Annotated in this window: 26 protein-coding genes; 22 read left to right on the plus strand and 4 right to left on the minus strand. The window is 70.3% G+C overall.

Going from position 1 to position 26,148, the window contains the following annotated elements; all coding sequences use genetic code 11:
- Positions 1-68: 68 nt before the first annotated feature.
- The 14 genes from ftsW to dnaE all read left to right on the plus strand — a co-directional run bounded on the left by ftsW (position 69) and on the right by dnaE (position 14,713).
- Entirely contained in the window at positions 69-1,310 is a 1,242-nt protein-coding gene (gene ftsW / locus P5G59_RS01645; RefSeq protein ID WP_301215357.1) for a putative lipid II flippase FtsW, read from the plus strand.
- The gene (locus tag P5G59_RS01650) at positions 1,307-2,377 is read left to right on the plus strand and encodes a UDP-N-acetylglucosamine--N-acetylmuramyl-(pentapeptide) pyrophosphoryl-undecaprenol N-acetylglucosamine transferase (protein ID WP_301215359.1); all 1,071 of its coding nucleotides are present in this window, start codon (positions 1,307-1,309) and stop codon (positions 2,375-2,377) included. The genes ftsW and P5G59_RS01650 overlap by 4 nt, the downstream gene beginning before the upstream one ends.
- A 67-nt stretch (positions 2,378-2,444) precedes the next feature.
- Positions 2,445-3,875, plus strand: coding sequence for a UDP-N-acetylmuramate--L-alanine ligase (gene murC / locus P5G59_RS01655; protein ID WP_301215361.1), 1,431 nt, complete (start codon positions 2,445-2,447; stop codon positions 3,873-3,875).
- Positions 3,876-3,887: 12 nt separating this feature from the next.
- Positions 3,888-4,928 carry an FtsQ-type POTRA domain-containing protein gene (locus P5G59_RS01660; protein ID WP_301215363.1) on the plus strand — a complete coding sequence of 347 codons (1,041 nt, stop codon included), beginning with the start codon at positions 3,888-3,890 and terminating at the stop codon, positions 4,926-4,928.
- A gap of 142 nt (positions 4,929-5,070) precedes the next feature.
- The gene (ftsZ, locus tag P5G59_RS01665) at positions 5,071-6,249 is read left to right on the plus strand and encodes a cell division protein FtsZ (RefSeq protein WP_301215365.1); all 1,179 of its coding nucleotides are present in this window, start codon (positions 5,071-5,073) and stop codon (positions 6,247-6,249) included.
- On the plus strand, positions 6,215-6,916 hold the full coding sequence (locus tag P5G59_RS01670; RefSeq protein ID WP_301215367.1) for a YggS family pyridoxal phosphate-dependent enzyme: 702 nt from the start codon (positions 6,215-6,217) through the stop codon (positions 6,914-6,916). The genes ftsZ and P5G59_RS01670 overlap by 35 nt, the downstream gene beginning before the upstream one ends.
- 39 nt (positions 6,917-6,955) lie before the next feature.
- Positions 6,956-7,483 (plus strand): cell division protein SepF, encoded by a 528-nt coding sequence (locus P5G59_RS01675; protein ID WP_301215369.1) that lies wholly within the window; start codon positions 6,956-6,958, stop codon positions 7,481-7,483.
- Between the two features lie 73 nt (positions 7,484-7,556).
- Positions 7,557-7,853: a YggT family protein gene (locus P5G59_RS01680; RefSeq protein ID WP_115697119.1), complete on the plus strand. Its 297-nt coding sequence runs from the start codon at positions 7,557-7,559 to the stop codon at positions 7,851-7,853.
- A gap of 148 nt (positions 7,854-8,001) precedes the next feature.
- A complete protein-coding gene (locus tag P5G59_RS01685) occupies positions 8,002-8,817 on the plus strand; it encodes a DivIVA domain-containing protein (RefSeq protein ID WP_301215372.1) in 816 nt (271 codons plus the stop codon).
- A gap of 31 nt (positions 8,818-8,848) precedes the next feature.
- Positions 8,849-9,457 (plus strand): signal peptidase II, encoded by a 609-nt coding sequence (lspA, locus tag P5G59_RS01690; RefSeq protein ID WP_301215374.1) that lies wholly within the window; start codon positions 8,849-8,851, stop codon positions 9,455-9,457.
- Positions 9,458-10,378 carry an RluA family pseudouridine synthase gene (locus P5G59_RS01695; protein ID WP_301215376.1) on the plus strand — a complete coding sequence of 307 codons (921 nt, stop codon included), beginning with the start codon at positions 9,458-9,460 and terminating at the stop codon, positions 10,376-10,378.
- A gap of 81 nt (positions 10,379-10,459) precedes the next feature.
- Positions 10,460-10,669: a type II toxin-antitoxin system HicA family toxin gene (locus P5G59_RS01700; RefSeq protein WP_301215378.1), complete on the plus strand. Its 210-nt coding sequence runs from the start codon at positions 10,460-10,462 to the stop codon at positions 10,667-10,669.
- A gap of 27 nt (positions 10,670-10,696) precedes the next feature.
- Complete coding sequence (locus tag P5G59_RS01705) at positions 10,697-11,122, plus strand: antitoxin HicB (protein WP_301215379.1); 426 nt, start codon at positions 10,697-10,699, stop codon at positions 11,120-11,122.
- 72 nt (positions 11,123-11,194) lie between these two features.
- On the plus strand, positions 11,195-14,713 hold the full coding sequence (gene dnaE, locus P5G59_RS01710; RefSeq protein ID WP_301215381.1) for a DNA polymerase III subunit alpha: 3,519 nt from the start codon (positions 11,195-11,197) through the stop codon (positions 14,711-14,713).
- Positions 14,714-14,797: 84 nt separating this feature from the next.
- Here the strand turns inward: dnaE and P5G59_RS01715 are convergent, their stop codons facing one another.
- On the minus strand, positions 14,798-15,328 hold the full coding sequence (locus tag P5G59_RS01715; protein WP_175338948.1) for a flavin reductase family protein: 531 nt from the start codon (positions 15,326-15,328) through the stop codon (positions 14,798-14,800).
- A 60-nt stretch (positions 15,329-15,388) separates the two neighbouring features.
- Here P5G59_RS01715 and hisD point away from each other — a divergent pair, with 60 nt between their 5' ends.
- From hisD to P5G59_RS01730, 3 genes are read left to right on the plus strand one after another with little or no spacing between them, the layout of a single operon-like run.
- Positions 15,389-16,699: a histidinol dehydrogenase gene (gene hisD, locus P5G59_RS01720; RefSeq protein WP_301215383.1), complete on the plus strand. Its 1,311-nt coding sequence runs from the start codon at positions 15,389-15,391 to the stop codon at positions 16,697-16,699.
- 16 nt (positions 16,700-16,715) lie between these two features.
- Positions 16,716-17,183 (plus strand): transcriptional regulator NrdR, encoded by a 468-nt coding sequence (gene nrdR, locus P5G59_RS01725; RefSeq protein ID WP_301215385.1) that lies wholly within the window; start codon positions 16,716-16,718, stop codon positions 17,181-17,183.
- A 19-nt stretch (positions 17,184-17,202) separates the two neighbouring features.
- The gene (locus P5G59_RS01730; RefSeq protein WP_301215387.1) at positions 17,203-18,246 is read left to right on the plus strand and encodes a quinone-dependent dihydroorotate dehydrogenase; all 1,044 of its coding nucleotides are present in this window, start codon (positions 17,203-17,205) and stop codon (positions 18,244-18,246) included.
- Here the strand turns inward: P5G59_RS01730 and P5G59_RS01735 are convergent.
- Both P5G59_RS01735 and P5G59_RS01740 read right to left on the minus strand, forming a co-directional pair.
- The gene (locus P5G59_RS01735; protein ID WP_301215389.1) at positions 18,214-19,155 is read right to left on the minus strand and encodes a ribonuclease HI family protein; all 942 of its coding nucleotides are present in this window, start codon (positions 19,153-19,155) and stop codon (positions 18,214-18,216) included. The genes P5G59_RS01730 and P5G59_RS01735 overlap by 33 nt on opposite strands.
- 1 nt (position 19,156) lies before the next feature.
- Positions 19,157-19,750: a DUF3043 domain-containing protein gene (locus tag P5G59_RS01740; protein WP_301215391.1), complete on the minus strand. Its 594-nt coding sequence runs from the start codon at positions 19,748-19,750 to the stop codon at positions 19,157-19,159.
- A 39-nt stretch (positions 19,751-19,789) separates the two neighbouring features.
- Between P5G59_RS01740 and P5G59_RS01745 the strand changes: the two genes are divergently transcribed.
- From P5G59_RS01745 to P5G59_RS01765, 5 genes are all read left to right on the plus strand, one after another.
- Positions 19,790-21,244: a dipeptidase gene (locus P5G59_RS01745; RefSeq protein ID WP_301215393.1), complete on the plus strand. Its 1,455-nt coding sequence runs from the start codon at positions 19,790-19,792 to the stop codon at positions 21,242-21,244.
- Between the two features lie 77 nt (positions 21,245-21,321).
- Positions 21,322-21,678, plus strand: coding sequence for an iron-sulfur cluster insertion protein ErpA (erpA, locus tag P5G59_RS01750; RefSeq protein WP_018191347.1), 357 nt, complete (start codon positions 21,322-21,324; stop codon positions 21,676-21,678).
- Between the two features lie 145 nt (positions 21,679-21,823).
- Entirely contained in the window at positions 21,824-22,720 is an 897-nt protein-coding gene (gene ctaC / locus P5G59_RS01755; RefSeq protein WP_301215397.1) for an aa3-type cytochrome oxidase subunit II, read from the plus strand.
- Between the two features lie 10 nt (positions 22,721-22,730).
- Entirely contained in the window at positions 22,731-24,479 is a 1,749-nt protein-coding gene (gene ctaD / locus P5G59_RS01760) for an aa3-type cytochrome oxidase subunit I (protein ID WP_301215399.1), read from the plus strand.
- Positions 24,480-24,482: 3 nt separating this feature from the next.
- Positions 24,483-24,905: a cytochrome c oxidase subunit 4 gene (locus P5G59_RS01765; protein ID WP_175338939.1), complete on the plus strand. Its 423-nt coding sequence runs from the start codon at positions 24,483-24,485 to the stop codon at positions 24,903-24,905.
- 291 nt (positions 24,906-25,196) lie between these two features.
- On the opposite strand, the gene P5G59_RS01770 is transcribed toward P5G59_RS01765, so the two are convergent.
- Positions 25,197-26,012: a methyltransferase domain-containing protein gene (locus tag P5G59_RS01770; protein ID WP_301215403.1), complete on the minus strand. Its 816-nt coding sequence runs from the start codon at positions 26,010-26,012 to the stop codon at positions 25,197-25,199.
- Between the last annotated feature and the right edge of the window lie 136 nt (positions 26,013-26,148).

The following is a 26,148-nucleotide window of genomic DNA, read 5'->3' on the forward strand; positions in this document are numbered from 1 at the left end:
GTGCGAGGCGAGGGGCGGCACCGCGACGAGACTGGGACAGCCGACGGAACGACTGGGAGGTGAGGCGCGTGACGAGTGTGCCTCGCACCCCCGACCGCAGTGCGGACCGGTCCCGTCTCGGCGCGCTGACGACGCGTATCCAGCTGGGCCGCTCGATGACCTCCGAGTCGGCGAACTACTTCCTGCTGCTCGGCGTCACCCTGTTCATGGTCGTGTTCGGCCTGGTCATGGTGCTGTCGTCGTCCGCGGTCGAGTCGCACAACGACAGCGACAACTTCTTCTCCCGGTTCTGGTCGCAGGGCGCGTACGCGCTGGTCGGCCTCCCGCTCATGTTCGTCGTGTCGCGCATCCCCCGGGCGTTCTGGAAGAAGACCATCTGGTTCTTCCTCGGCACGGCCTGCTTCCTGCAGCTGCTGGTGGTGTTCACACCGCTCGGCATGGAGATCGGTGGCAACCGCAACTGGCTCAAGGTCGGGTCCCTCACCCTGCAGCCGTCGGAGGCGATCAAGCTCGCCCTCGTCGTCTGGCTCGGGGTTGTGCTCGCCCGCAAGCGCGACATGCTCACCCAGTGGAAGCATGTCGCCATCCCGGTCGTGCCCGTAGCCGGCGGCGCGACCGCACTCGTGACGCTCGGCGGCGACCTCGGCACGACCATGATCCTGGCGGCGCTGATCCTCGGCGCGCTGTTCTTCGCCGGCGTCCGGATGCGGTACCTGCTCACCGGCGTCGTCGTCGTCGGCGTGCTCGCCATCGCGGTGGCGCTCTCGAGCGCCAGCCGGGTGGGCCGCATCGCCGCGTACTTCGGCGGCACCAGCGTGGCGAACCCGGACGTCGACTGGCAGATCAAGAACGGCTTCTACGCGCTCGCCTCCGGCGGCGTCTTCGGCGTCGGGCTCGGCAACTCGCACTCGAAGTGGTCGTGGCTGCCCGCCGCCGACACCGACTTCATCTTCGCGATCATCGGCGAGGAGCTCGGGCTCATCGGAGCGATCGTCGTGCTGCTGCTGTTCGTGGTGCTGACCATCGCGTTCCTGCGGATCATCCACGCCTCCACCGACCCCTTCGCGCGCGTCACCACCGCGGCGATCATGGTCTGGCTGATCGGCCAGGCGTTCGTCAACATCGCCGTGGTGCTGGGGGTGATCCCGGTGCTCGGGGTGCCCCTCCCACTGATCTCTGCGGGAGGGACTGCGATGATCAGTTCCATGATCGCCATCGGAATCGTGCTGTCCTTCGCCCGGCAGTCCCAGCGGGACGCCCGGTCCGCCGAGGACGTCCGCCCGACCGTCGGGGCGGGTGCGCAGCGGTGACGCGCTACCTTCTGGCCGGCGGGGGAACCGCCGGTCATGTCAACCCGCTGCTCGCCGTCGCCGACCGGCTCCGCCGCGACGACCCGGCCGCCGAGGTGCTCGTGCTCGGCACGGAGGAGGGGCTGGAGGCCCGGCTCGTGCCCCAGCGCGGCTACGAGCTGGCGACCATCCCGAAGCTGCCGTTCCCGCGGCGCCCGAACGCGGCCGCCCTGCGCTTCCCCGGCGAGTACCGCCGGTCGATCCGCACCGTCCGCGAGCTGATCCGCGACCGCGGGATCGACGCGGTCGTCGGCTTCGGCGGCTACGCGGCGGCGCCCGCGTACTCGGCCGCCCGGTCGGAGGGCGTGCCGCTCGTGCTGCACGAGGCGAACGCGCGGCCCGGCCTGGCCAACCGGCTCGGCGCGCGCTACACGCCGTGGGTCGGCGTGGCCTTCGAGGGCACGCCGCTGCCGCATCCCACCTTCGTCGGCATGCCGCTGCGGGTGGAGATCGAGCAGCTCGACCGCGCCGCCGCCCGGCCCGAGGCCGCGGCCGAGTTCGGGCTGGACCCCGACCGGCCGACACTGCTCGTCACCGGCGGTTCGCTCGGCGCCCGCCGCATCAACCAGACGGTCGCCGCCCGCGCGGAGGCGCTCACCGCCGCCGGCTGGCAGGTGCTGCACATCCAGGGCGGCCGCGGCGAGCTCGCCGATCCGGGCGTCGAGGGCTACCGGCTGCTCGAGTACTGCGACCGGATGGACCTGGCCCTGGCGATCGCGGACGCCGCGGTCGCGCGCGCGGGAGCGGCGACGGTCTGCGAGTTCGCCGCGCTCGGCATCCCCGCCGTGTACGTCCCGTTCCCGATCGGCAACGGCGAGCAGCGCTACAACGCCGCGGGCGTGCTCCGCGCCGGCGGCGGCATGCTCGTCGACGACGCCGCGTTCGAGCCGGCGTGGGTGGATGCCCACCTGCTGCCGCTCCTCGCCGACCGCGCCAGCGTGGCCGAGATGGGGGAGCGCGCCGCCTCGGCCGGGGTCCGCGACGGCTCCGACCGCATGGTCGCGCTCATCCTGCGCGCCCTCGGCTGATCCGAACCTTTCGTCGCGTAGCCTGGTACGCGATGGAGTCCCCCTCACGTAACCGAAAGCTGCACCCGTGACGATCAAGCCCGACCTGACCCTCGCCCTCCCGGAGGAGCTCGGAAAGCTCCACTTCGTCGGCATCGGCGGGTCCGGGATGAGCGGCATCGCACGGCTGTTCCTGGAGGCCGGCTACACGGTCACCGGCTCCGACGTGCGTCACTCGGCGAACATCGACACGCTGCGCGCCCTCGGCGCGACGATCGCGATCGGCCACGACGCCGCGAACGTCGGCGACGCCGACACGCTCGTGGTCACGGGAGCCCTCTGGCAGGACAACCCGGAGTACCAGCTCGCGCTGTCGAAGGGCCTCCCGGTGCTGCACCGGTCGCAGGCGCTCGCCTGGCTGATCAACCGCTCCCGCCTCGTCGCGGTGGCCGGCGCCCACGGCAAGACCACCTCCACCGGCATGATCATCACCGGCCTGCTGGGCCTCGGCGAGGACCCGAGCTTCGTCAACGGCGGCGTCATCGCCTCCCTCGGCAAGAGCTCGCAGACCGGCACGGGCGACCTGTTCGTCGTCGAGGCGGACGAGTCGGACGGCTCGTTCCTGCTCTACGACACCGCAGTCGCGCTCATCACCAACGTCGACCCCGACCACCTCGACCACTACGGGTCGCTCGAGGCCTTCGAGGACGCGTTCGTCACCTTCGCCCGCGAGGCGGACGAATTCGTCGTCGTGTCCTCCGACGACCCCGGCGCGGTGCACGTCACCGGCCGGCTGCGCGAGCAGGCGCCGGAGAAGCGCGTCGTCACCTTCGGCGAGGCGGAGGACGCGGAGGTGCGCGTTCACTCCATCGTCACCGACGGACCCGTCTCGTTCTCGCTGCGCTACCGCGGGGAGGACTACGCGGCCCGGCTGCGCGTCCCCGGCCGCCACAACGCCATCAACGCAGGCGGCGCCTTCGCCGTGCTGACCGGCCTCGGCTTCGAGCCGGCGGCGGCCCTCGCCGCGATCGCCGAGTTCGGCGGCACGGAGCGCCGCTTCGAGCTGCACGGCACGGTCGCCGGCGTCAGCGTCTACGACGACTACGCGCACCACCCGACCGAGGTCGCCGCCGCCCTGTCGGCCGCACGCACGGTCGTCGGCGACGGACGCATCATCGCCGTGCACCAGCCGCACCTGTACAGCCGCACGCGGCTGTTCGCGAAGGAGTTCGCCGAGACGCTGGAGACCTACGCGGACGAGACCGTGGTGCTCGACGTGTACGGAGCCCGCGAGGACCCGGAGCCGGGCGTCACCGGCGCGCTGGTCGCGGACCGCTTCCAGCATCCCGAGCACGTCGCGTTCATCGCCGACTGGCAGCAGGCCGCCGACCACACGGCGCAGATCGCGCGCGAGGGCGACTTCGTCATCACGCTCGGCTGCGGCGACGTGTACCGCATCGTGCCCCAGCTGCTCGACTCGCTGCGCCGGGAGCACCCGGACGCCGCCGTCGCGGAGTAACGGGTCCCTCCGGTGAAGCGTCCCCAGGGGTTCGACCGGTCGGAGGCTCCCGCCGCCGCGGCCGCCCCGCCGAGCGCTCCCGCTCCGCCGAGTGCGACGACGGGGACGCCGGGTGCCGGCGCCGCCCGCGCCGCCGGTCCGCGTTCCGCGGAGGAGCACGGGCGCGGGGTGCAGACCGTCACCGAGCCCATCCCGGTGCAGCGGCCCGGCCAGGCGACGAGCGCGCCTCCCGTCCGCGACCCGCGCGCCGACGAGCCGCCGTACTCGCGCCTGCCCACCAACCGCGAGATCGACAAGGCGCTGCGCGCAGCGCGGCGGGAGCGCAAGCGCGTCGAGCGCGGCGAGGTGCGCCGCTTCACGAAGCGCTCGCGCCGCCGCAGGATCGCCTGGCTGTCGGCCGCGGGCGTCGTCGTCGCCCTGGTCGTGGCCGTCGGGCTCGTCGCGTACTCGCCGCTGCTCGCGCTGCGGCACATCCAGGTGACCGGCACGTCGCGGCTGGATGCGGCCGCCGTCGAGAAGAAGCTGTCCGACCAGCTCGGCACGCCGCTGCCGCTGCTGAGCTCCGGCGGGATCTCCAGCGACCTCGCCGCGTTCCCGCTCATCCGCAGCTACACCGTGGAGAGCCACCCGCCGGACACGATCGTCGTCCGGGTGGTGGAGCGGCAGCCGGTCGGCGTCATCCAGCGCGGCAACGCCTTCACGCTGGTGGATGCCGCGAAGGTGCCGATCTCGAGCAGCCAGCAGCGGCCGGAGGGCTACCCGCTGATCACTGCGAACGGCGGCGCGGCCGACGTCGACGCCGACTCCGGGTTCGCGGCGGCAGCCGGCGTGCTGAGCGCCCTCCCGGCCGACGTGCTCGCCCAGGTGGACACCATCACGGCGAAGACGAAGGACGACGTGAGCTTCACTCTGCGCGGCCGCAGTGCGACCGTGGTGTGGGGGAGTGCGGAGGACTCCGACCTGAAGGCCGCCGACCTCGCCGCGCTCCTCAAGAGCGCCCCGGACGCGTCCCGCTACGACGTCTCCTCGCCGCACAGCGTGACGACGGGATAGCCGGGATGGACGGCAGATTTCCGACACGCCTCGCAGGTTCCGCGGGCGCGGGCCTGGCGCACCTAACGTCGGATCGAGAATTGCATACTCAGCAAGACTTTAAGCCTCAGCTAGAGGTTGAAGGTTCCCGTGGAGGCCGGACGTGACAGCACAACAGAACTACCTCGCCGTGATCAAGGTCGTCGGCATCGGCGGAGGCGGCGTCAACGCCGTCAACCGCATGATCGAGCTCGGCCTCCGCGGCGTCGAGTTCATCGCCATCAACACGGACGCGCAGGCGCTCCTGATGAGCGACGCCGACGTGAAGCTCGACGTCGGCCGTGAGATCACCCGCGGCCTCGGCGCCGGCGCGGACCCCGAGGTCGGCCGCCGCGCCGCCGAGGACCACGCGGAGGAGATCGAGGAGGCGCTCGCGGGAGCCGACATGGTCTTCGTCACCGCCGGAGAGGGCGGCGGCACCGGCACCGGCGGCGCCCCCGTCGTCGCGCGCATCGCCAAGTCGATCGGCGCCCTGACCATCGGTGTCGTCACCAAGCCGTTCTCCTTCGAGGGCAAGCGCCGCCAGCAGCAGGCCGAGGCCGGCGTCCAGCGCCTGAAGGAAGAGGTCGACACCCTCATCGTCGTGCCCAACGACCGGCTGCTGGAGATCAGCGACCGCGGCATCAGCATGCTCGAGGCGTTCTCCACCGCCGACCAGGTGCTCCTCGCCGGTGTCCAGGGCATCACCGACCTGATCACCACCCCGGGTCTCATCAACCTCGACTTCGCCGACGTCAAGTCGGTCATGCAGGGGGCGGGCTCCGCGCTCATGGGCATCGGCTCGTCGCGTGGCGCCGACCGGGCGATCAAGGCGGCCGAGCTGGCCGTCGCGTCCCCGCTGCTCGAGGCCTCGATCGACGGGGCGCACGGAGTGCTGCTGTCCATCCAGGGTGGCTCGAATCTCGGCATCTTCGAGATCAACGACGCCGCACGCCTGGTCCAGGAGGCGGTGCACCCGGAGGCGAACATCATCTTCGGCGCGGTCATCGACGACACCCTCGGCGACGAGGTGCGCGTGACCGTGATCGCGGCGGGTTTCGACGGCGGCGAGCCCAACGCTCGCCCGGTGACGGCCGACGCGCGCCGCGCCAGCTTCGTGGAGGCGGGATCCGAGCAGTCGCAGATCGCCTCCTCCGCCGAGGTGGAGGCGGGCGAGATCCCCGCTCCGGAGACCTCGGCCTGGCAGACCGGCGAGCAGCCGGTGGCCGAGGCCGCACCCCAGAAGGACCCGGCGTTCGACGACGAGAATGACGACCTCGACATCCCCGACTTCCTCAAGTAACGGGGTCGCCGAGCGGCTCGCCGCGGTCCGGGAGGGCGTCTCCGACGCCGCCCGGGCCGCAGGCCGCTCGCCGGAGGATCTCACCACCATCGTGGTGACCAAGTTCCACCCCGCCTCGCTCGTGCGCGAGTTGGCGGGGCTCGGCGTGCACGACGTGGGGGAGAACCGCCACCAGGAGGCGCAGGAGAAGGCGGCCGAGCTGGCCGACCTCCCGCTCACCTGGCACTTCGTCGGGCAGCTGCAGAGCAAGAAGGCGCGCCAGGCGCGCCGGTACGCCTCCGTCATCCACTCGGTCGACCGCGTGTCGCTGGTGGATGCGCTCGCCTCCGACGAGTCCACGGTCGACGCGTTCGTGCAGCTCAACCTGACCGACGACCCGGCCCGCGGCGGTGTCGCCGACCGCGACCTGGAGCCGCTGGTCGAGCACGTCCTCGCCACGCCGGGACTCCGGCTGCTGGGCGTCATGGCCGTCGCGCCGCTCGGCGAGGAGCCCGCGCGCGCGTTCGAGCGCGTCAGGGCGGCGTCCGATCGGGTCCGGTCGCTCGCTCCCGAGGCCGTCTTCATCTCCGCGGGGATGTCGCAGGACTACCGCGAGGCGATCGCGGCCGGCGCGACACACCTTCGGATCGGGACCGCCATTACCGGGAATCGGCCCGAGCTTCGTTAATCTCGAAACGAAGAGTTCGAAGGGCGTACGGAGGAAGCCATGGCCAACCCGCTGAAGAAGACGATGGTCTACCTGGGCCTCGCCGACGAGGAGCTGGAGTTCGAGGACCAGCCGCAGGAGCAGGCGTCGCACCAGCCGCGACGCGAGGCGCCGGTGCACACCCCCGCCCCGTCGCCGGTCCAGGCCGTCCCCCACCCCGCTCCGGTCGCTCCCGCGGCCGGCCGCGCTCCGGTCACGCCGCTGCGCAAGACCAACACCGCACGGAATGCATCGGTACAGGAAATGAACGAGATCCTCACGGTCCACCCCCGCCAGTACCGCGACGCCCAGGCGATCGCCGAGTCGTTCCGGGAGGGCATCCCGGTCATCATCAACCTCTCGCAGATGAGCGAGAGCGACGCGCGCCGGCTCATCGACTTCGCCAGCGGGCTGTCGCAGGGCCTCTACGGGAAGATCGAGCGGGTCACCCCGAAGGTGTTCCTGCTCTCGCCGAGCCACGTGGTCGTCTCCGGCGAGCACGGCGGCCAGGACGCGGAGGTCGACGCCTCCTTCTTCGCCCAGGCCTGACGCCTCCAGCGACGCACGAAAGCGCACCGGCCCCTCCCAGGGGAGCCGGTGCGCTTTCGTCCATACTGGAGGGGTGATCATCGTCTCGATCCTCGCGACCGTCCTCTATTACGCCCTGCTGATCTACTTCTTCGTGCTGTGGGCACGGTTCGTGCTGGATCTGGTGCGCGTCTTCGCGCGCCAGTGGCGGCCGCGCGGCTTCGGGCTCGTGCTGGCCGAGTCGACCTACGTGGTGACCGACCCGCCCATCCGCTTCTTCCGCCGCATCATCCCGCGGGTCTCCATGGGGCCGGTCGCCTTCGACTTCGGCTGGAGTCTCACGATGCTCGTGGTGATCATCGGCTTGTACGTCACCCTGGGATTCCGCTGAGCGTCGCTCCGGCTCCCGCGGGACGGGCCGTTGTATCGTTGATCGACCGACGCGCTGACCGTGCGCCGGATCGCGCGACAGACGCCCGCTTTGCTAGCGTTGACTGAACGCGTTCCAGTTCCAATTTCACGATCTAAGGTGGCTTGCCATGGCGCTGACTCCGGAAGATGTAGTCAACAAGCGGTTCCAGCCGACGAAGTTCCGCGAGGGCTACGACCAGGACGAGGTCGACGACTTCCTCGATGAGGTCGTCGTCGAGCTGCGTCGCCTGAACCAGGAGAACGAGGAGCTCAAGCAGCGCCTCGTGGCCAGCGACTCGCGCATCGCAGAGCTGCAGCGCAGCGGTGGCCAGAGCGCCCCCGCGGCCGCGGCTCCCGCCGCGCAGGCCGACAACGGCCAGGCCGAGCGCCTGCAGCGCGAGAACGAGGAGCTCAAGCAGCGCCTCGCCCAGGCGCAGCAGGAGGCCGCCGCGGCCAAGCAGCAGGCCGAGCAGGCGCAGCAGGCCGCTCCGGCGTACCAGGCTCCCGCCGACGACGCCAACGACCCCAACGCCACCAACAACCTCCTGCAGCTCGCGCGCCGTCTCCACGAGGAGCACGTGCGCGAGGGCGTCGAGAAGCGCGACCAGCTCATCGCCGAGGGTCACGCCACCGCCGCCCGCATCGTGGCGGAGGCCGAGTCGAAGCAGCGCGCCCAGATCAGCGCCCTCGACCAGGAGCGCACCACCCTCGAGCGCCGCATCGACGAGCTCCGTACGTTCGAGCGCGACTACCGCAAGGGCCTCAAGTCGTACATCGAGGGTCAGCTCCGCGACCTCGACGCGCCCGTGCAGGGCGGCGGTTCCGCTCCCCGTTCCGGCGCGCCGGTGAACGCGGGCGGCGTGCCCGCACCGGTCCCGGCCGGCGGCTCCGACGACTCCAGCAGCCAGGGCCAGCCCCCGGTCTTCCCCGGCTTTGGAGGCTAGTCCCTCCCGGCCCAAGGTCAGCGTCAAGGCCTTGGCGATCCTGGCGGTGGTGGCGCTCTGCGTCTACCTCATCGACCAGATCGCCAAGGTCCTCGTCGTCTCGAACCTCTACGAGGGCCAGCAGATCGAGGTCCTCGGGCAGCTGCTCCAGTTCCACTTCGTGAAGAATGCCGGCGCCGCCTTCTCCATCGGCAGCGGCTCGACCTGGATCTTCTCCATCGTCGGCGTCGGCGTCCTCGGCTTCGTCATCTGGTACGCCCCGCGCATCCGATCCACCGCCTGGGCCGTGCTGTTCGGCCTGCTGCTCGGCGGGCTGCTCGGCAACCTGACCGACCGGCTGTTCCGGGAGCCGGGCTTCGGCGTCGGCCACGTGGTCGACTTCCTGCAGATCCCGCTCCTGCCGGCCATCTTCAACCTCGCCGATGTGGCGATCGTGTCGAGCATGGCGCTGTTCCTCATCCTGACCCTCCGCGGAGTGGGGCTGGACGGGCGGCACAGCCAGGACGACGAGGACGAGGACGGCGCGGAGCAGGCGGATGTCGAGGCCGACGCCGCCGAGCCGGACGCCGCCGAGCCCGGCGCCGCCGAGCCGGACACCGCCGAGCCCGCTCAGGACCGGCACGACGAGCCGAAGAGCTAGATGGAGTCGCGCAGCTTCCCCATCCCGGACGGGCTCGAAGGCTCGCGCGTCGACGCAGGACTCGCTAAGCTCCTCGGCTTCTCGCGCAGCTTCGCCGCCGAGATCGCCGAGGCCGGCGGGGTGAACGTCGACGGCCGCGAGGCCGGCAAGTCCGACCGCCTCAGCGCCGGCTCCTGGCTCGAGGTGACCTGGCAGCCGAAGTCGGACGTCGAGATCGTCCCCATCGCCGTCCCCGACCTCACCATCGTCTACGACGACGACGACATCGTGGTGGTCGACAAGCCCGTCGGCGTCGCCGCCCATCCCTCGGTCGGCTGGGAGGGCCCCACGGTGCTCGGCGCCCTCGCCGCGGCCGGCTTCCGCATCTCCACCTCCGGAGCAGCAGAACGCGCGGGCATCGTGCACCGCCTCGACGCCGGAACGAGCGGCCTGATGGTCGTGGCGAAGTCCGAGCGCGCGTATACGGCGCTGAAGCGCGCCTTCCATGACCGCACGGTCGAGAAGATCTACCACGCCGTCGTGCAAGGCCACCCCGACCCGCTCTCCGGCACGATCGACGCCCCGATCGGCCGTCACCCCCGGTCGGACTGGAAGTTCGCCGTCGTCGCCGGCGGGAAGCCGTCGGTGACGCACTACGAGACGATCGAGGCGTTCCCCGCGGCCAGCCTGCTGGAGATCCACCTGGAGACCGGCCGCACACACCAGATCCGCGTCCACATGGCCGCGCAGCGGCACCCCTGCGTCGGCGACGCGATGTACGGCGCCGACCCGGTGCTGAGCGCGAAGCTCGGCCTCACGCGGCAGTGGCTGCATGCGGTCCAGCTCGCCTTCGAGCACCCGGCGACGGGAGAGTGGGTCACCTTCCGGACCACCTACCCGGAGGACCTGCAACACGCCCTGGACGTGCTCCGGGCGTCGTAGGCGTCGAAGCCGTTCGGCAATAGCGGACAAGATCATCTAGCCCCGCTTGATGGACGCATCTAGGGGGACTAGAGTATCCTGATGCCGAAGCCGCAGAAGCACCGAGACGTCATCAAGGTGGTCCGAGCGAACGGCTGGGTCTATCTTCGCCATGCAAAGGGGAGCCACGAGCTGTGGGGCCTGCCCGATGAGTCGGTCAAGGAGTCCATTCCCGTTCACGGCGAAGTCAGCGCGGGGATCGTCGGACAGCTGATCAAGAAGCTGCCGAGCACCCCGCAGAGCTGGCGATGAAAGGCAGAGTGATGGAGGGACACGGCAATGGGTGAGCGGAAGACCTACCACGCGACGGCCCGACGCGACGGCAGGTGGTGGCTGGTGACGGTGAAGGATCCCGATACGGTCGGTCAGGCGCGCACTCTCTCGGAGGTCGAGGACGTCGCTCGCGAGGTGATCGGACTGTGGTTCGACATCGACCAGGACACATTCGACGTGGATGTAGCCGTCGAGATTCCCGAGTCGGCGCGAGCGGCGTGGGATGAGGCCGTGACGCTCGAAGATCGGGCACGGAGGGACGAGGCGACCGCAGCCGCTCTCAGGCGATCGGCGGTCCAGGCCCTCCGCGCTGAGGGACTCACCATGAAGGACACGGGCCGGATCCTCGGTCTTTCTCCGCAGCGCGTCCATCAGTTGGCACAGCGCCGAGACGAGGGACCCGAGGCGATGCCGGAGCGGGCCAGCGCCTGACGGCGAAGTCGTGCCTGCGGGTCTGTGCGTCGGCCTGACAAGGTCGGTCGTCGGCCTTAGGCTGAAGGGGTCATGAGCGACTCCTTCGTCCACCTCCACGTCCACAGCGAGTACTCGATGCTCGACGGAGCGGCGCGCGTCAAGCCGCTCATCGAGTCGGCGGCCGCGCAGGGCATGCCCGGCGTCGCGATCACCGACCACGGCAACATGTTCGGCGCGTTCGACTTCTGGCGCACGGCGACCGACGCCGGGATCAAGCCGATCATCGGCACGGAGGCGTACCTCACGCCGGGCACGCACCGCACGGACAAGACCCGTATCCGCTGGGGCGACGGCGGAGGCGACGACGTCTCCGGCTCGGGCGCCTACACGCACATGACGATGCTCGCGGCGACGACCGAGGGCATGCACAACCTGTTCCGGCTGTCGTCGTACGCGTCGATGGAGGGCTACTACTTCAAGCCGCGCATGGACCGCGAGCTGCTCAGCCGCTACTCGAAGGGCATCATCGCCACCACCGGCTGCCCCTCCGGCGAGGTGCAGACCCGCCTGCGGCTCGGCCAGTACGAGGCCGCGCGGGCCGCGGCGGCCGACTTCCGCGACATCTTCGGCAAGGAGAACTTCTTCGCCGAGATCATGGACCACGGCCTCGGCATCGAGCGCCGCATCATGTCCGACCTCATCCGGCTCGCGAAAGACCTCGGCCTGCCGCTGGTCGCGACCAACGACCTCCACTACACCCACGCGGAGGACGCGAAGAGCCACGCGGCGCTGCTGTGCGTGCAGTCCGGCTCGACCCTCGACGACCCCAACCGGTTCAAGTTCGACGCCGACGAGTTCTACCTCAAGACCCCGGAGCAGATGCGCCAGCTGTTCCGCGACTACCCCGATGCGTGCGACAACACCCTCGCGATCGCCGAGCGCTGCGACGTTCGGTTCGACACCGCAGCGAACTACATGCCTCGCTTCCCGGTCCCGGAGGGCGAGACCGAGCAGACCTGGTTCGTCAAGGAGGTCGAGAAGGGCCTCGAGCAGCGCTACCCCGACGGCATCACGCCCGAGGTGCGCAAGCAGGCCGACTACGAGATCGGCGTCATCTCGCAGATGGGCTTCCCGGGCTACTTCCTCGTCGTCGCCGACTTCATCAACTGGTCGAAGCGCAACGGCATCCGGGTCGGCCCCGGCCGCGGCTCCGGCGCGGGCTCGATGGCCGCGTACGCGATGCGGATCACCGACCTCGACCCGCTGCAGCACGGCCTCATCTTCGAGCGCTTCCTCAACCCCGACCGCGTCTCCATGCCCGACTTCGACGTCGACTTCGACGACCGCCGCCGCGGCGAGGTCATCAAGTACGTGACCGAGAAGTACGGCTCGGAGCGCGTCGCCCAGATCGTCACGTACGGCACCATCAAGGCCAAGCAGGCGCTGAAGGACTCGGGCCGCGTGCTCGGCTTCCCGTTCTCCATGGGCGAGAAGCTCACCAAGGCGATGCCGCCGCCCGTCATGGGCAAGGACATCCCGCTCACCGGGATCTTCGACAAGGACCACCCCCGCTACAAGGAGGCGGTCGACATCCGCGCGGTGGTCGAGTCCGACCCCGAGGCCAAGACGGTGTTCGACACGGCCCTGGGCCTGGAGAACCTGAAGCGCCAGTGGGGCGTGCACGCGGCCGGTGTGATCATGTCGTCCGACCCGCTGATCGACGTCATCCCGATCATGAAGCGGGAGCAGGACGGCCAGATCGTCACGCAGTTCGACTACCCGGCGTGCGAGTCCCTCGGCCTGATCAAGATGGACTTCCTGGGGCTGCGCAACCTCACCATCATCAACGACGCCCTCGACAACATCCGCGACAACCGCGGAGAGGAGCTCGTGCTCGAGGACCTCGCGCTCGACGACCGCGGCGCGTACGACCTGCTGTCGCGCGGCGACACGCTCGGCGTCTTCCAGCTCGACGGCGGCCCGATGCGGTCGCTGCTGCGGCTGATGAAGCCGGACAACTTCGAGGACATCTCGGCGCTCATCGCGCTCTACCGCCCGGGCCCCATGGGTGCGAACTCGCACACGAACTACGCGCTGCGCAAGAACGGCCAGCAGGCGATCACGCCCATCCACCCGGAGCTCGCGGAGCCGCTGGCCGACATCCTCTCGACCAGCTACGGCCTCATCATCTACCAGGAGCAGGTGATGGCGATCGCGCAGAAGGTCGCCGGCTTCTCGCTCGGCCAAGCAGACATCCTGCGCCGCGCGATGGGCAAGAAGAAGAAGTCCGAGCTGGACAAGCAGTTCGAGGGCTTCTCGAAGGGCATGACCGACAACGGCTACTCGATGGACGCGGTCAACAAGCTGTGGGAGATCCTGCTCCCGTTCTCCGACTACGCGTTCAACAAAGCCCACTCGGCCGCCTACGGCGTGATCTCGTACTGGACCGCCTACCTCAAGGCGCACTACCCGGCCGAGTACATGGCCGCCCTGCTGACGAGCGTCGGCGACTCCAAGGACAAGATGGCGCTCTACCTCAACGAGTGCCGCCGGATGGGCATCAAGGTGCTCCCGCCGGACGTCAACGAGTCGAACCTCTACTTCGCCGCCGTCGGCGAGGACATCCGCTTCGGCATGGGCGCGGTGCGCAACGTCGGCGCGAACGTCGTCGAGGGCGTGCGCGAGGCACGCGAGAGCAAGGGCCGGTTCGAGTCGTTCCACGACTTCCTGAACAAGGTGCCCATCCACGCCGCCAACAAGCGCACCGTCGAGTCGCTCATCAAGGCGGGCGCGTTCGACTCCCTCGGCCACACCCGGCGGTCCCTCGTCGAGGTGCACGAGGATGCGGTGGAGTCGGCCGTCAAGATCAAGCGCAACGAGGCCAACGGCGACGTGGGCTTCGACTTCGACAGCCTGTGGGGCGAGGACGAGGTGGCGCAGACGCAGCACCACATCCCGGAGCGGCCGGAGTGGGCCAAGCGCGACAAGCTCGCGTTCGAGCGCGAGATGCTCGGCCTGTACGTCTCCGACCACCCGCTCGCCGGGCTGGAGCTGCAGCTGGCGAAGCTGGCGAGCACGGGCATCGCCGAGCTGGTGTCGTCGGAGAACACGCAGGACGGCGACACCGTCACGATCGCGGGCCTCGTCACGAGCGTGCAGCATCGCGTGGCGAAGGCGTCCGGCAACCAGTACGGCATGATCCAGGTCGAGGACTTCGGCGGCGAGCTCACCGTCATGTTCATGGGCAAGGCGTACCAGGAGTACTCGCACGCGCTGAAGGGCGACACCATCGTCGTCGTGCGCGGCCGGGTGAGCATGCGCGACGACGGGATGAACCTGCACGCGTACTCGCTCATGACGCCCGACCTCGGCCAGGCGGACGACGTCGGCGGGACGCTGATGATCACGATGCCCGACCAGCGCGCGACGACGGACACCGTCTCATCCCTCGCCGAGGTGCTCGCACGGCACCCGGGAGAGGCCGAGGTGCGCCTGCGCCTGGTCAAGGGCCAGGTCGCCCGCGTCTTCGAGGTCCCGAAGCCCGTGAAGGTCTCTCCGGACCTCTACGGCGAGCTGAAAGCCCTCCTCGGCCCCAACTGCCTCGTCTAGCCCAAGCTCCCGCCGAGTGGTGAGTAGACGCGGTAATCCGCGCCGAATGGCGACATGATGTCACCACTCGGCGGGCGGGAGGCGTCAGACCGGGGTGCCCGGGCGCCAGTAGGTGCGCTCGTGGTAGACGAGCGGGGCGTCGTCCTCACCGAGGGCGCCCTCCTCGATCTGCACGATCACCACGGCGCTGTTGTGCACCTGTGTGCGCTCCAGGATGCGGCCGACCATCCACGCCGTCGTGTCGCGGATCACGGGCAGCCCGTGCGGTCCCCGGTACCAGTGGTCGCCCAGGAAGCGCTGCTGGTTGTCGCCCGACAGGATCTGCGCGACCTCCCGGTTGCGCACGCCGAGCGTGTGGATGACGACACGGTCGGTCTCCGCGATCGCCGGCCAGCTCGACGCTGACAGGGCCATGTTGAACGTCGCGAGCGGCGGCACCGCCGCGAGCGAGGCCAGGGAGGTCGCCGTGAAGCCGACCGGCGTGCCGTCCTCCCGCTGCGCCGTGACGATCGCCACCCCGGCCGCGTGCCGGCGGAACGCCTGGCGGAACGCCACGAGGTCGGGGGTCGCGTCGCTGACGGCGCCGTCGGTGGGGTCGGGGGATGCGCTGTTCATATGTGCTCTGTCAACGTTCTGGGCCGGGCCGGGATTCCATGTCGGTAGGCTGGACATGCCATGATCCAGACCATCGACCTCCGCGGTGTCCAGCCTACTCGTGCCGCCTTCCAGCGCCTCGTGCCCCGTCCCGTCGTGGATGTGCAGGTCGCGATGTCCGTCGCCGCCGACCTGATCGCCGACGTGCGGGAGCGCGGCGCCGCGGCCCTGCGGGAGCAGGCCGAGCGCTTCGACGGCGGCGCGCCCGCCTCCGTCCGGGTGCCGCAGGCCGAGATCGACGCCGCCGTCGCCGGGCTCCCGGCCGACGTGCGGGAGGCGCTGGAGGAGGCCATCGCCCGCGTCCGCCAGGCGACGGCCGCGCAGGTGCCCCCGCCGGCCGAGACCGTCATCCGTCCCGGCGCGAGCATCGTGCAGCGCTGGGAGCCGGTCGAGCGCGCAGGCCTGTACGTCCCGGGCGGTAAAGCCGTCTACCCGTCGAGCGTCGTGATGAACGCCGTCCCCGCGCAGGTCGCCGGCGTCGCGTCCGTCGCGCTGGTGAGCCCGCCGCAGCGCGAGTTCGGGGGAGCGGTCCACCCCGTCATCCTCGGCGCTGCCGGCCTGCTCGGCATCGACGAGGTGTACGCCATGGGAGGCGCCGGCGCGATCGGCGCACTCGCCTATGGTGTCGAGGAGCTCGGCCTCGCGCCGGTGCAGGTCATCACCGGCCCCGGCAACATCTACGTCGCGGCGGCGAAACGCGTCGTCCGCGGCCAGACCGGGATCGACTCGGAGGCGGGCACGACGGAGATCCTCGTCATCGCCGACGACACCGCGGACGCCGGCTACGTCGCCGCCGACCTGGTCAGCCAGGCGGAGCACGACGAGGCCGCGGCGTCGCTGCTCGTGACCGACAGTCCCGCCTTCGCCGACCGCGTCGCCGAGGAGCTCGGCCGCCTCGCCGACGCCACCAAGCACGCCGAGCGCGTGCGCACCGCCCTGGGCGGCCCGCAGTCCGCCGTGGTCCTCGTGGACGACCTGGACGCGGCAGCGGCCTTCAGCAACGCCTACGGACCCGAGCACCTCGAGCTGCAGACGGCCGACCCGGAGGCCCTGCTCGCGTCCATCCACAACGCCGGCGCCATCTTCGTCGGCCCGACCTCGCCGGTCAGCCTGGGCGATTACCTCGCCGGCTCCAACCACGTGCTGCCGACCGGCGGCCAGGCGCGCTTCTCACCGGGACTCGGGGCCTACTCGTTCCTCCGGCCGCAGCAGGTGGTGCGCTACGACCGCGAGGCGCTGAGCGAGGTCGCCGACCGGATCGTCGCGCTCTCCACCGCCGAAGACCTCCCCGCCCACGGCGAAGCGGTCACCCAGCGGTTCCGCACCCGCTGAGCGATAGAATCCCTCCATGTTCTGCCCCTTCTGCCGCCACCCGGACTCCCGCGTCATCGACTCCCGCACGAGCGACGACGGCCTGTCCATCCGCCGGCGCCGGCAGTGCCCGGAGTGCGGACGCCGCTTCTCGACCACCGAGACGGCGAGCCTCAGCGTGATCAAGCGCAGCGGGGTCGCGGAGCCGTTCAGCCGCGAGAAGATCGTGCTCGGTGTGCGCAAAGCGTGCCAGGGCCGGCCGGTCACCGACTCCGACCTCGCAGTGCTCGCTCAGAAGGTGGAGGAGACCATCCGCTCCACCGGAGCATCCCAGATCGAGGCGAACGACATCGGGCTGGCGATCCTGCCCGAGTTGCGCGAGCTCGACGAGGTGGCGTACCTGCGCTTCGCGAGCGTGTACCAGGGCTTCGACTCGCTCGACGACTTCGAGGAGGCCATCCGCTCGCTGCGGCTGGCGCACGCGGAGCCTGCCGGCGCCAACTAGCGGATATTCTGCTGTTGGCATGTATCGCGCACTCTTCGACCTCGTCCTGTCCCGGCTCGACCCCGAGCGGGCCCATCACCTCGCCTTCGTCGTGATCCGCGCCCTCCCGGCCGTCGGGCTCGGCGGTGTCGCCCGCCGGTTCAACGGCGCCGACACGTCGCTCGCGGTGGAGGCGCTCGGTCACCGGTTCGACTCGCCGTTCGGCGTCGCCGCCGGCTTCGACAAAGACGGCGAGGGCGTCCTCGGTCTCGGCGCGCTCGGGTTCGGGCACGTGGAGGTGGGCACGATCACCGCGCGCCCGCAGCCCGGCAACGACAAGCCGCGGCTGTTCCGCCTCATCCCCGACCGGGCCGTCATCAACCGGATGGGGTTCAACAACCACGGCGCTGGGGCGGCGGCCGACCGACTGCTGAAGGTCCGGCGCGCGCGTCGGCGTCCCGTGCTGGGCGTCAACATCGGCAAGTCGCGCGTCGTCGCGGTCGAGGACGCCACGGACGACTACCTGACCAGCGCCCGCGCTCTCGCGCCCGTCGCCGACTACCTCGTGGTCAACGTCAGCTCGCCGAACACCCCCGGCCTGCGCGGTCTGCAGGAGCTCGAGCTGCTGAGCCCGCTGCTGTCCGCCGTGAAGGAGGTCGCGGGCCAGACGCCGCTGCTGGTGAAGATCGCCCCCGACCTCACCGACGAGCAGGTGGAGCGCATCGCACGGCTCGCGGTGGAGCTCGGGCTCGCCGGCATCATCGCCACCAACACCACGATCTCCCGCGACGGTCTCGTCACCGACCCGGCCGTCGTGGAGGCCGCGGGCGCCGGCGGACTCAGCGGCGCCCCGCTCGCCGCCCGGTCGTTGGAGGTGCTGCGCCTCATCCGTGCGGTCGTCCCGCCGGAGCTGTGCGTCATCTCGGTCGGCGGCGTCGAGACCGCCGAGGACGTGCAGGAGCGGCTCGACGCCGGTGCGACCCTGGTGCAGGGCTACACGGCGTTCCTCTATCGCGGCCCGCTGTGGGCGCGGCAGATCAACCGCGGGCTGCTACGCCTCCGGCGTGCCCTGGTGGAAGCGTAGGCGCCAGCGCCCGGAGCTTCGCACCCACAGCGAGCTGCGGAGAGTCGCGCCGCGGTCGTCGGTCGTACGCGCGGTGAGGAGCAGCGCCTCCGGGGCTACTCGGTCCACCCCGAGCACCTCGAGGCCGGCCGTGAACGTCCCCTCGTCGGCGAGCTCGGAGACCAGCGCGTCGCGGCCCCAGAGCCGGCCGGAGCGGCCGATCTCCTCGAACGACGGGTGCAGCAGCTCGGCCAGCCGGGACGCGTCGGAGCGCACCGCAGGCTCCAGCAACTCCCGCTCCAGGCGGGCGACGACCTCTTCGTCCGACTCCTCGGTCGGGAGGGCGTCGAACAGGTCGAACGCCACCGCCGTGTCCTGCTCGGCCGGAGGCTCGGCGGGCGTCGCGGGCTCCGCGGGCGCCGGTGCGGCAGCCGCCTCCACGGTCTCGGCGCGCGCGGCCGCGGCCGGATCCGGCCAGCCGGGACCGATCGGGATCGGGTCGCCCTTCTGGTACGCCAGCGCCACGGCGCGGGCGCGCTCGTCGGCGGCCTCGTTCAGCTCGTGGCCGGCGTGGCCCTTGACCCACTCGAACCGGTAGGTGCGTCCGGCGAGGCCGCGGTCGAGCCGCTCCAGCAGCTCCCGGTTCAGCACGGGGGAGCCGTCGGCCTTCCGCCAGCCCTTGCGCTTCCAGCCGGGCATCCACTTGGTCACCGCATTGATGACGTACTGGCTGTCGCAGAAGATGTGCAGGTCTTCGCCCAGGTGGGCGGTGGACTCCAGCAGGTCGATGACCGCCATGAGCTCGCCCTGGTTGTTCGTGCCGTGCGGCCAGCCGCCCGCCGACCAGTGGGCGTCGTCCACATACCAGGCCCAGCCGGCCGGGCCGGGGTTGCCGAGGGCGGAGCCGTCCGCCGCCGCGACGATCGCCACGTCAGCTGGGGTACTGGCCGCGCTTGACCTGCGGCTTCGGGAGGCGCATGACCCGCAGCTGCAGCGCGCGCATGGCGGCGTACCAGCGCAGGCCGCGCTCCACCTTGGTCGTGCCGAACTTCTCGCCGACGCGCCGCCGGACCAGGAAGCCGAGCACGAAGCAGTCGATGACTGCGATGAGGAAGAAGCCCCAGAGCGCGAACAGGCCGTACACCTGCATGGCGGGCCAGGGGAGGAACGTGAGCACGATGACGATGAGCATCACCGGGATGAGGAACTCGCCGATCGAGAACCGCGCGTCGACGTAGTCGCGCACGTACCGGCGCTGGGGTCCGCGGTCGCGGGCGGTGAGGTAGCGGTCGTCGCCGGCGGCCATGCCGATGCGCGCCTTCTCGCGGGCCTCGGCCTGCTTCGCACGGGCGGCTCGGGCCGCCTCCTTGCGGTCGGTCGGCACCAGCGGGCGCTTGCGGGCGGCCTCCTGCTCGCGGCGGCTCGGCGTCGGGACGCCCTTGCCCTGCTTCAGCCGCGCTGCCGTCTCTTCGGGGGTCTCGGCCACGGGCGTCTCCGCCTCGGCCGGGTTCTGTCGCTTTGCCAACTTCGAGCCTTCGGTTGTGTGGGCTTTAAGATTACCCGCATGACAGCCAGCCAGCAGACTCCCGTTCCGCGCGCCGACGGCGACACCACGACGACCGCCCAGGATGCGGCAGAGCGGGAGGTGCGGGCCGCGGTCGAGGCCGGGCTGCCTTCGGCGATCGCCGACCTCTCGCAGCTGGTGCGCATCCCCTCCGTCTCGTGGTCCGCGTTCGACCCGGCCAACGTGCGGCGCAGCGCGGAGGCCGTCGCGGGTCTCCTCGCCGACACCGGTATGTTCGAGAGCATCGAGGTGAAGCAGGCGCCGATCGGCGAGGGCGACACCCTCGGCCAGCCGGCCGTGCTCGCCACGCGCGCCGCGCGCAACGGACGGCCGACCGTCCTCCTCTACGCGCACCACGACGTGCAGCCGGAGGGCGACGAGGCGAACTGGGAGACCCCGCCGTTCGAGCCGACGGTCCGCGGCGACCGGCTCTACGGCCGCGGCGCCGCCGACGACAAGGCAGGCGTGATGAGCCACGTCGCCACCGTCCGCGCCCTCAAGGACGTCTTCGGCGACGACCTCGACCTCGGGCTCGCCGTGTTCATCGAGGGGGAGGAGGAGTTCGGCTCGCGCTCGTTCGCCAACTTCCTGGAGCAGAACAAGGAGGCGCTGGCGGCGGACGTCATCATCGTCGCCGACTCCGACAACGTCGACGTGAACACGCCCGCCCTCACGGTCTCGCTGCGCGGCAACGTCACCTTCAAGCTGACGGTGTCGACGCTCGAGCACGCCTCCCACTCCGGCATGTACGGCGGCGCGGCCCCGGACGCGATGCTCGCCACGGTGAAGCTGCTCGCGACGCTGCACGACGACGACGGCTCCGTCACCGTCGACGGCCTGACCTCGTACGACGCGGCCGCCGAGCCGCCCGCGTTCGACGAGGAGGAGCTCGCTCACGACGCGGCCTTCCTGCCGGGGGTCACGAGCATCGGGAAGGGCCCCATCCTGTCCAGGATGTGGTCGCAGCCGACCATCACGGTGACCGGGATCGACGCCCCGAGCGTGGCCAACGCGTCCAACACGCTGCTTCCGAGCGTGTCCGTGCGGATCAGCTCGCGGGTCGCGCCGGGGCAGCCGGCGCGCGAGGCCTACGAGGCGCTCGAGCGGCACCTGCGGGCGCACGCCCCCTTCGGCGCCCACCTCGCGATCGAGGACGTCGACCTCGGCGACCCGTTCCTCGTCGACACCGCCGGCTGGGCGGCCACCGAGGCGAAGCGCGCGATGACCGACGCCTGGGGTAAGGAGGCCGTGGAGACCGGGATCGGCGGCTCGATCCCGTTCATCGCCGACCTCGTGCGCGACTTCCCGCAGGCGCAGATCCTCGTCACCGGCGTGGAGGACCCCGACACGCGGGCGCACAGCCCGAACGAGTCGCTGCACCTCGGCGTGTTCAAGCGTGCCGTGCTCGCGGAGGCGCTGCTTCTGGCCCGTCTCAACGCGCGCACAGGTTCCTGAACACATTTCCACTTCTGCGACGTACAATCGACGCAGATTTCGTTCCACCGTCCGAAACACCTTTGGTGAGGAGTCCCATGACCGACACAACGCTGACCGCGACGAAGGCCCACGGAGTCGGCCTGACCGACGCCGCGGCATCCAAGGTCAGGAGCCTGCTCGAGCAGGAGGGCCGCGACGACCTGCGTCTGCGGGTCGCCGTCCAGCCCGGCGGCTGTTCCGGCCTGATCTACCAGCTGTACTTCGACGAGCGCATGCTCGACGGGGATGCGACCGTCGACTTCGACGGGGTCGAGGTCATCGTCGACAAGATGAGCGTTCCGTACCTCGACGGCGCCTCGATCGACTTCGAGGACACGATCCAGAAGCAGGGCTTCACGATCGACAACCCCAACGCGACCGGTTCGTGCGCCTGCGGGGACTCGTTCCACTAGGAGCTCCATAGCACACGCAGCACCTCAGGGCCGCCCTCCACAGGGCGGCCCTTTTGTTCGGATCAGGGTGTCGGTCGGAGTAGGGTAGAGACAGCCACATACAGTTTCATGTGAACTGTCCCCGTAGTCACTCGAAAGGTCACCGGTGCGTCACAATCGCCGTCTCCGATGGGCTGCCATCCCGATCGCCGCGGCCCTCGTCGCGGTCCTGGCGGGCTGCACGCAGGCCCAGCTGCACGGATTCCTCCCGGGCTTCGTGGAGGGCGAGCCGCCCGTCACGAACCACACCGAGCGCATCAGCGGCCTCTGGGTGACGAGCTGGATCGTCCTGCTCATCGTCGGCATCGTCGTCTGGGGCCTCACCCTCTGGGCGGTCATCGTCTACCGCCGCCGCAAGGGCCAGACCGGCCTCCCGGTGCAGCTGCGCTACAACATGCCGATCGAGATCTTCTACACGATCGTGCCGCTCATCCTGGTGCTCGGCTTCTTCGCCTTCACGGCCCGCGACCAGTCGGCGATCGAGAAGCCGTACGCGAACCCCGACCTCAAGATCCAGGTCTACGCCAAGCAGTGGGCGTGGGACTTCAACTACGTGAGCGACAACGTCTACGACCCGGGCATCCAGGTGCAGCCGGACGACAACAGCGCCACCCCCGGCTCGGTGCAGGAGGGCGAGATCCCGACCCTCTACCTGCCCGAGAACAAGAAGATTACGATCCAGCTCGACTCGCGCGACGTGATCCACTCCTTCTGGGTCCCGGCGATGCTCTACAAGAAAGACGTGATCCCGGGCAAGACCAACTACATGTACTTCGAGACCACCGACCGCACCGGCACCTTCGTGGGCAAGTGCGCGGAGCTCTGCGGCGAGTACCACTCGGCGATGCTCTTCAACGTGAAGATCGTGCCGCAGTCGGAGTACGACGCCCACATCCAGAAGCTGCGCGACCAGGGCTACGAGGGTCAGCTCGGCTCCGAGTACGACCGCAACCAGAACCTGCCAGGAACGGGCGCCCCCAAGGGCACCCAGGGCAACGAGTAGGACGCCACAGATGACGACGACAGCACCGGCACCGGGGGCCACGACCGCCCCGAAGCCAGGGCCCACGATCCTCACCAGGAACGGTGCGGAGCGCAAGGGCAACATCCTGGTGAACTACATCACGTCGACGGACCACAAGACCATCGGGTACATGTACCTGATCTCGTCGTTCGTGTACTTCCTCATCGGCGGCGTGATGGCCCTCATCATCCGCGCCCAGCTGTTCGAGCCGGGCCTCCAGGTCGTGCAGACCAAGGAGCAGTACAACCAGCTGTTCACGATGCACGGCACGATCATGCTGCTGATGTTCGCGACGCCGCTGTTCGCCGGCTTCGCCAACGTCCTGATGCCGCTGCAGATCGGCGCGCCCGACGTCGCGTTCCCGCGACTGAACGCGCTGGCCTACTGGTTCTACTCCTTCGGCTCGCTGATCGCGGTCGCCGGCTTCCTCACCCCGCAGGGTGCGGCGTCGTTCGGCTGGTTCGCATACGCGCCACTGTCGAGTACGACGTTCTCGCCAGGAATCGGCGGCAATCTCTGGGTGGTGGGCCTCGGCCTCTCCGGTTTCGGCACCATCCTCGGCGCGGTGAACTTCATCACCACGATCATCACGATGCGCGCCCCGGGCATGACCATGTTCCGCATGCCGATCTTCACCTGGAACACCCTGGTGACCTCGATCCTCGTGCTGATGGCCTTCCCGGTGCTCGCCGCCGCCCTGTTCGCCCTCGCGGCCGATCGCGTCTTCGACGCGCACATCTACGACGCGGCCAACGGCGGAGCCCTGCTCTGGCAGCACCTGTTCTGGTTCTTCGGCCATCCCGAGGTGTACATCATCGCGCTGCCGTTCTTCGGCATCGTGTCGGAGATCTTCCCGGTGTTCAGCCGGAAGCCGATCTTCGGGTACAAGACGCTGGTGTACGCGACGATCGCGATCGCCGCGCTGTCCGTCACGGTGTGGGCGCACCACATGTACGTGACCGGCTCGGTGCTGCTGCCGTGGTTCTCCCTGATGACGATGCTCATCGCGGTGCCCACCGGCGTGAAGATCTTCAACTGGATCGGCACCATGTGGCGAGGCTCGCTCACGTTCGAGTCGCCGATGCTGTGGTCGATCGGCTTCCTGATCACCTTCACCTTCGGTGGTCTGACCGGTGTCATCCTGGCGTCGCCGCCGCTCGACTTCCACGTGTCCGACACGTACTTCGTCGTCGCGCACTTCCACTACGTCGTGTTCGGCACGGTCGTGTTCGCCATGTTCGCCGGCTTCTACTTCTGGTGGCCGAAGTGGACGGGCAAGATGCTCAACGACCGTCTGGGCAAGTGGCACTTCTGGCTGCTGTTCATCGGCTTCCACACGACGTTCCTCATCCAGCACTGGCTGGGCGTCGTCGGCATGCCGCGACGGTACGCGACCTACCTGCCGTCCGACGGCTTCACCTGGATGAACCAGGTCTCGTCGATCGGCGCCGGCATCCTCGCGATCTCGATGATCCCGTTCTTCGTCAACGTGTACCTGACCGCGCGCAACGCGCCGAAGGTCACGGTCAACGACCCGTGGGGCTACGGCCGTTCGCTCGAGTGGGCGACCAGCTGCCCGCCGCCGCGGCACAACTTCACGTCGATCCCGCGCATCCGTTCGGAGTCGCCGGCCTTCGACCTGAACCACCCCGAGGCCGGCATCCCGATCGGCGTGGGTCCCGCGAAGGACGCTCCGGACGCTCCCGTGCACGACGTCGCGAAGGACGAGGTGAAGTAACACATGCGCACCAATGCCATCCTGTTCTGGATCCTGTCGGTCTTCTTCCTGCTGTCGGCGATCACCTACACGCTGTGGAACCTGCTCGACGAGATGCACCGCAACGTCGAGTGGGTCGGAACCGTCGCTCTGCTGCTGTCGGCGATCCTGGCCGCGTTCATCGCGTTCTATGTCGGTCGTTCGCACGCCTCCCAGGGCGGTGAGCTGCCGGAGGACCGTCTCGACGCCAACATCGACGACGGCGACCCGGAGCTCGGCCACTTCAGCCCGTGGAGTTGGTGGCCGGTCGCTCTCGCCTTCGCGGCGGGCCTGGTCATGCTCGGCCTCGCGGTCGGCTTCTGGATCTGCTACATCGGCGTCGCCTTCGCGCTCGTCTGCATCGTCGGCTGGGTCTACGAGTACTACCGCGGCTACTTCGCCCGGTAACCCGCACCACCACGAAACGGGCCGCCTCCTCCGGGAGGCGGCCCTTTCGTCGTCCCGGCCCGCCGCTCCCGCGATCCATGCGACGCAACACGCCGTAAAGGCGCGGCCAAAACGGCGTGTTACGTCCCATGGAGAGCGCTCACCCGCGGCGTTCCGCCGCGTAAGGGGCAGGGCGTCCCCGGAGGCGGGCGCCGTCTTTGCCCACGCGACGGTGGCTATCGGGTTGACGCAACACGCCGCGCGCCGCTCCCGCGGCGCGGCGTGTTGCGTCAACCAGGCGCGTCGCTGCGGTCAGCGGCGGGTGAGCCGGAGAACGTCGACGGCGACGCGCGTCGCGTCGACGTGTGCGGGCGCGGCCGCGGCCGCGTGCCGCGCCGACGGGCCCATGCCCGCCAGAGCGGCCCGGAGGGCGTCCGTGAGCGGGAGGTCGTACTCGACCGTTTCGCGCGTGTGAAGGGCGTACAGCGGCGCTGCGGCGGTCGTCACGTCCTCCGCCTTGTCCGACGGGATGTCGAGCATGGTCCCGGCGGCGCGCAGCGAGCCGAGGTGGTCCGGACGCGGCACCACGACCACGAGCGAGCCGCCAGGGCGCAGCACGCGGTGGAACTCGGGCAGGTTGCGGGGCGCGAACACGTCCAGCACGGTGTCCGCGATCTCCGAACGCACGGGAAGAGGCCGCCACGTGTCGGCCACCAGACCGTCGACACTTTCCGACGCCCGCACGGCCCGGGCGACCGCCTGCGGCGAGAGGTCCATGGCGAGCCCCACAGCATCCGGGGATGCGGCGAGGGCGGCGCGGAGGTAGTAGCCGGTGCCGGCGCCGGCGTCGAGCACTCGGGCGCCGGGCCCGGCGGTGGCGGCGGCGACCGCGTCGGCGATGGGGGAGTAGGCGCCTCCCTCAAGCACCAGCTCGCGCGCCTCCAGCATCTCGGCGGTGTCGCCCAGGTGCTTGGTCCCGCCGCCCAGCAGGGAGACGAAGCCCCGCTTGTTCACGTCGTGGCGGTGGCCGTTCGCGCAGCCGAGCGTCAGCCGGTCCACCGGCTCCAGGTCTGCCGCGCAGACGGGGCAGCGCAGCCAGGAGGCGAGGCGGGGCAGGTCAACGGTCATGGCGACGGCTCCGGTGAGCGCGGGCGGACGGGGGAGACACGGAAGCGGGGGGGGGGGGGGGGGCGCCGGCGCGGGCGGGGGGGGGGGGGGGCGGGGGGGGGGGGGGGGGGCCGGCCCGCGGGCGCCGCCGGGGGGC

Source organism: Leifsonia virtsii, assembly GCF_030433675.1.
Lineage (GTDB): Bacteria > Actinomycetota > Actinomycetes > Actinomycetales > Microbacteriaceae > Leifsonia > Leifsonia virtsii.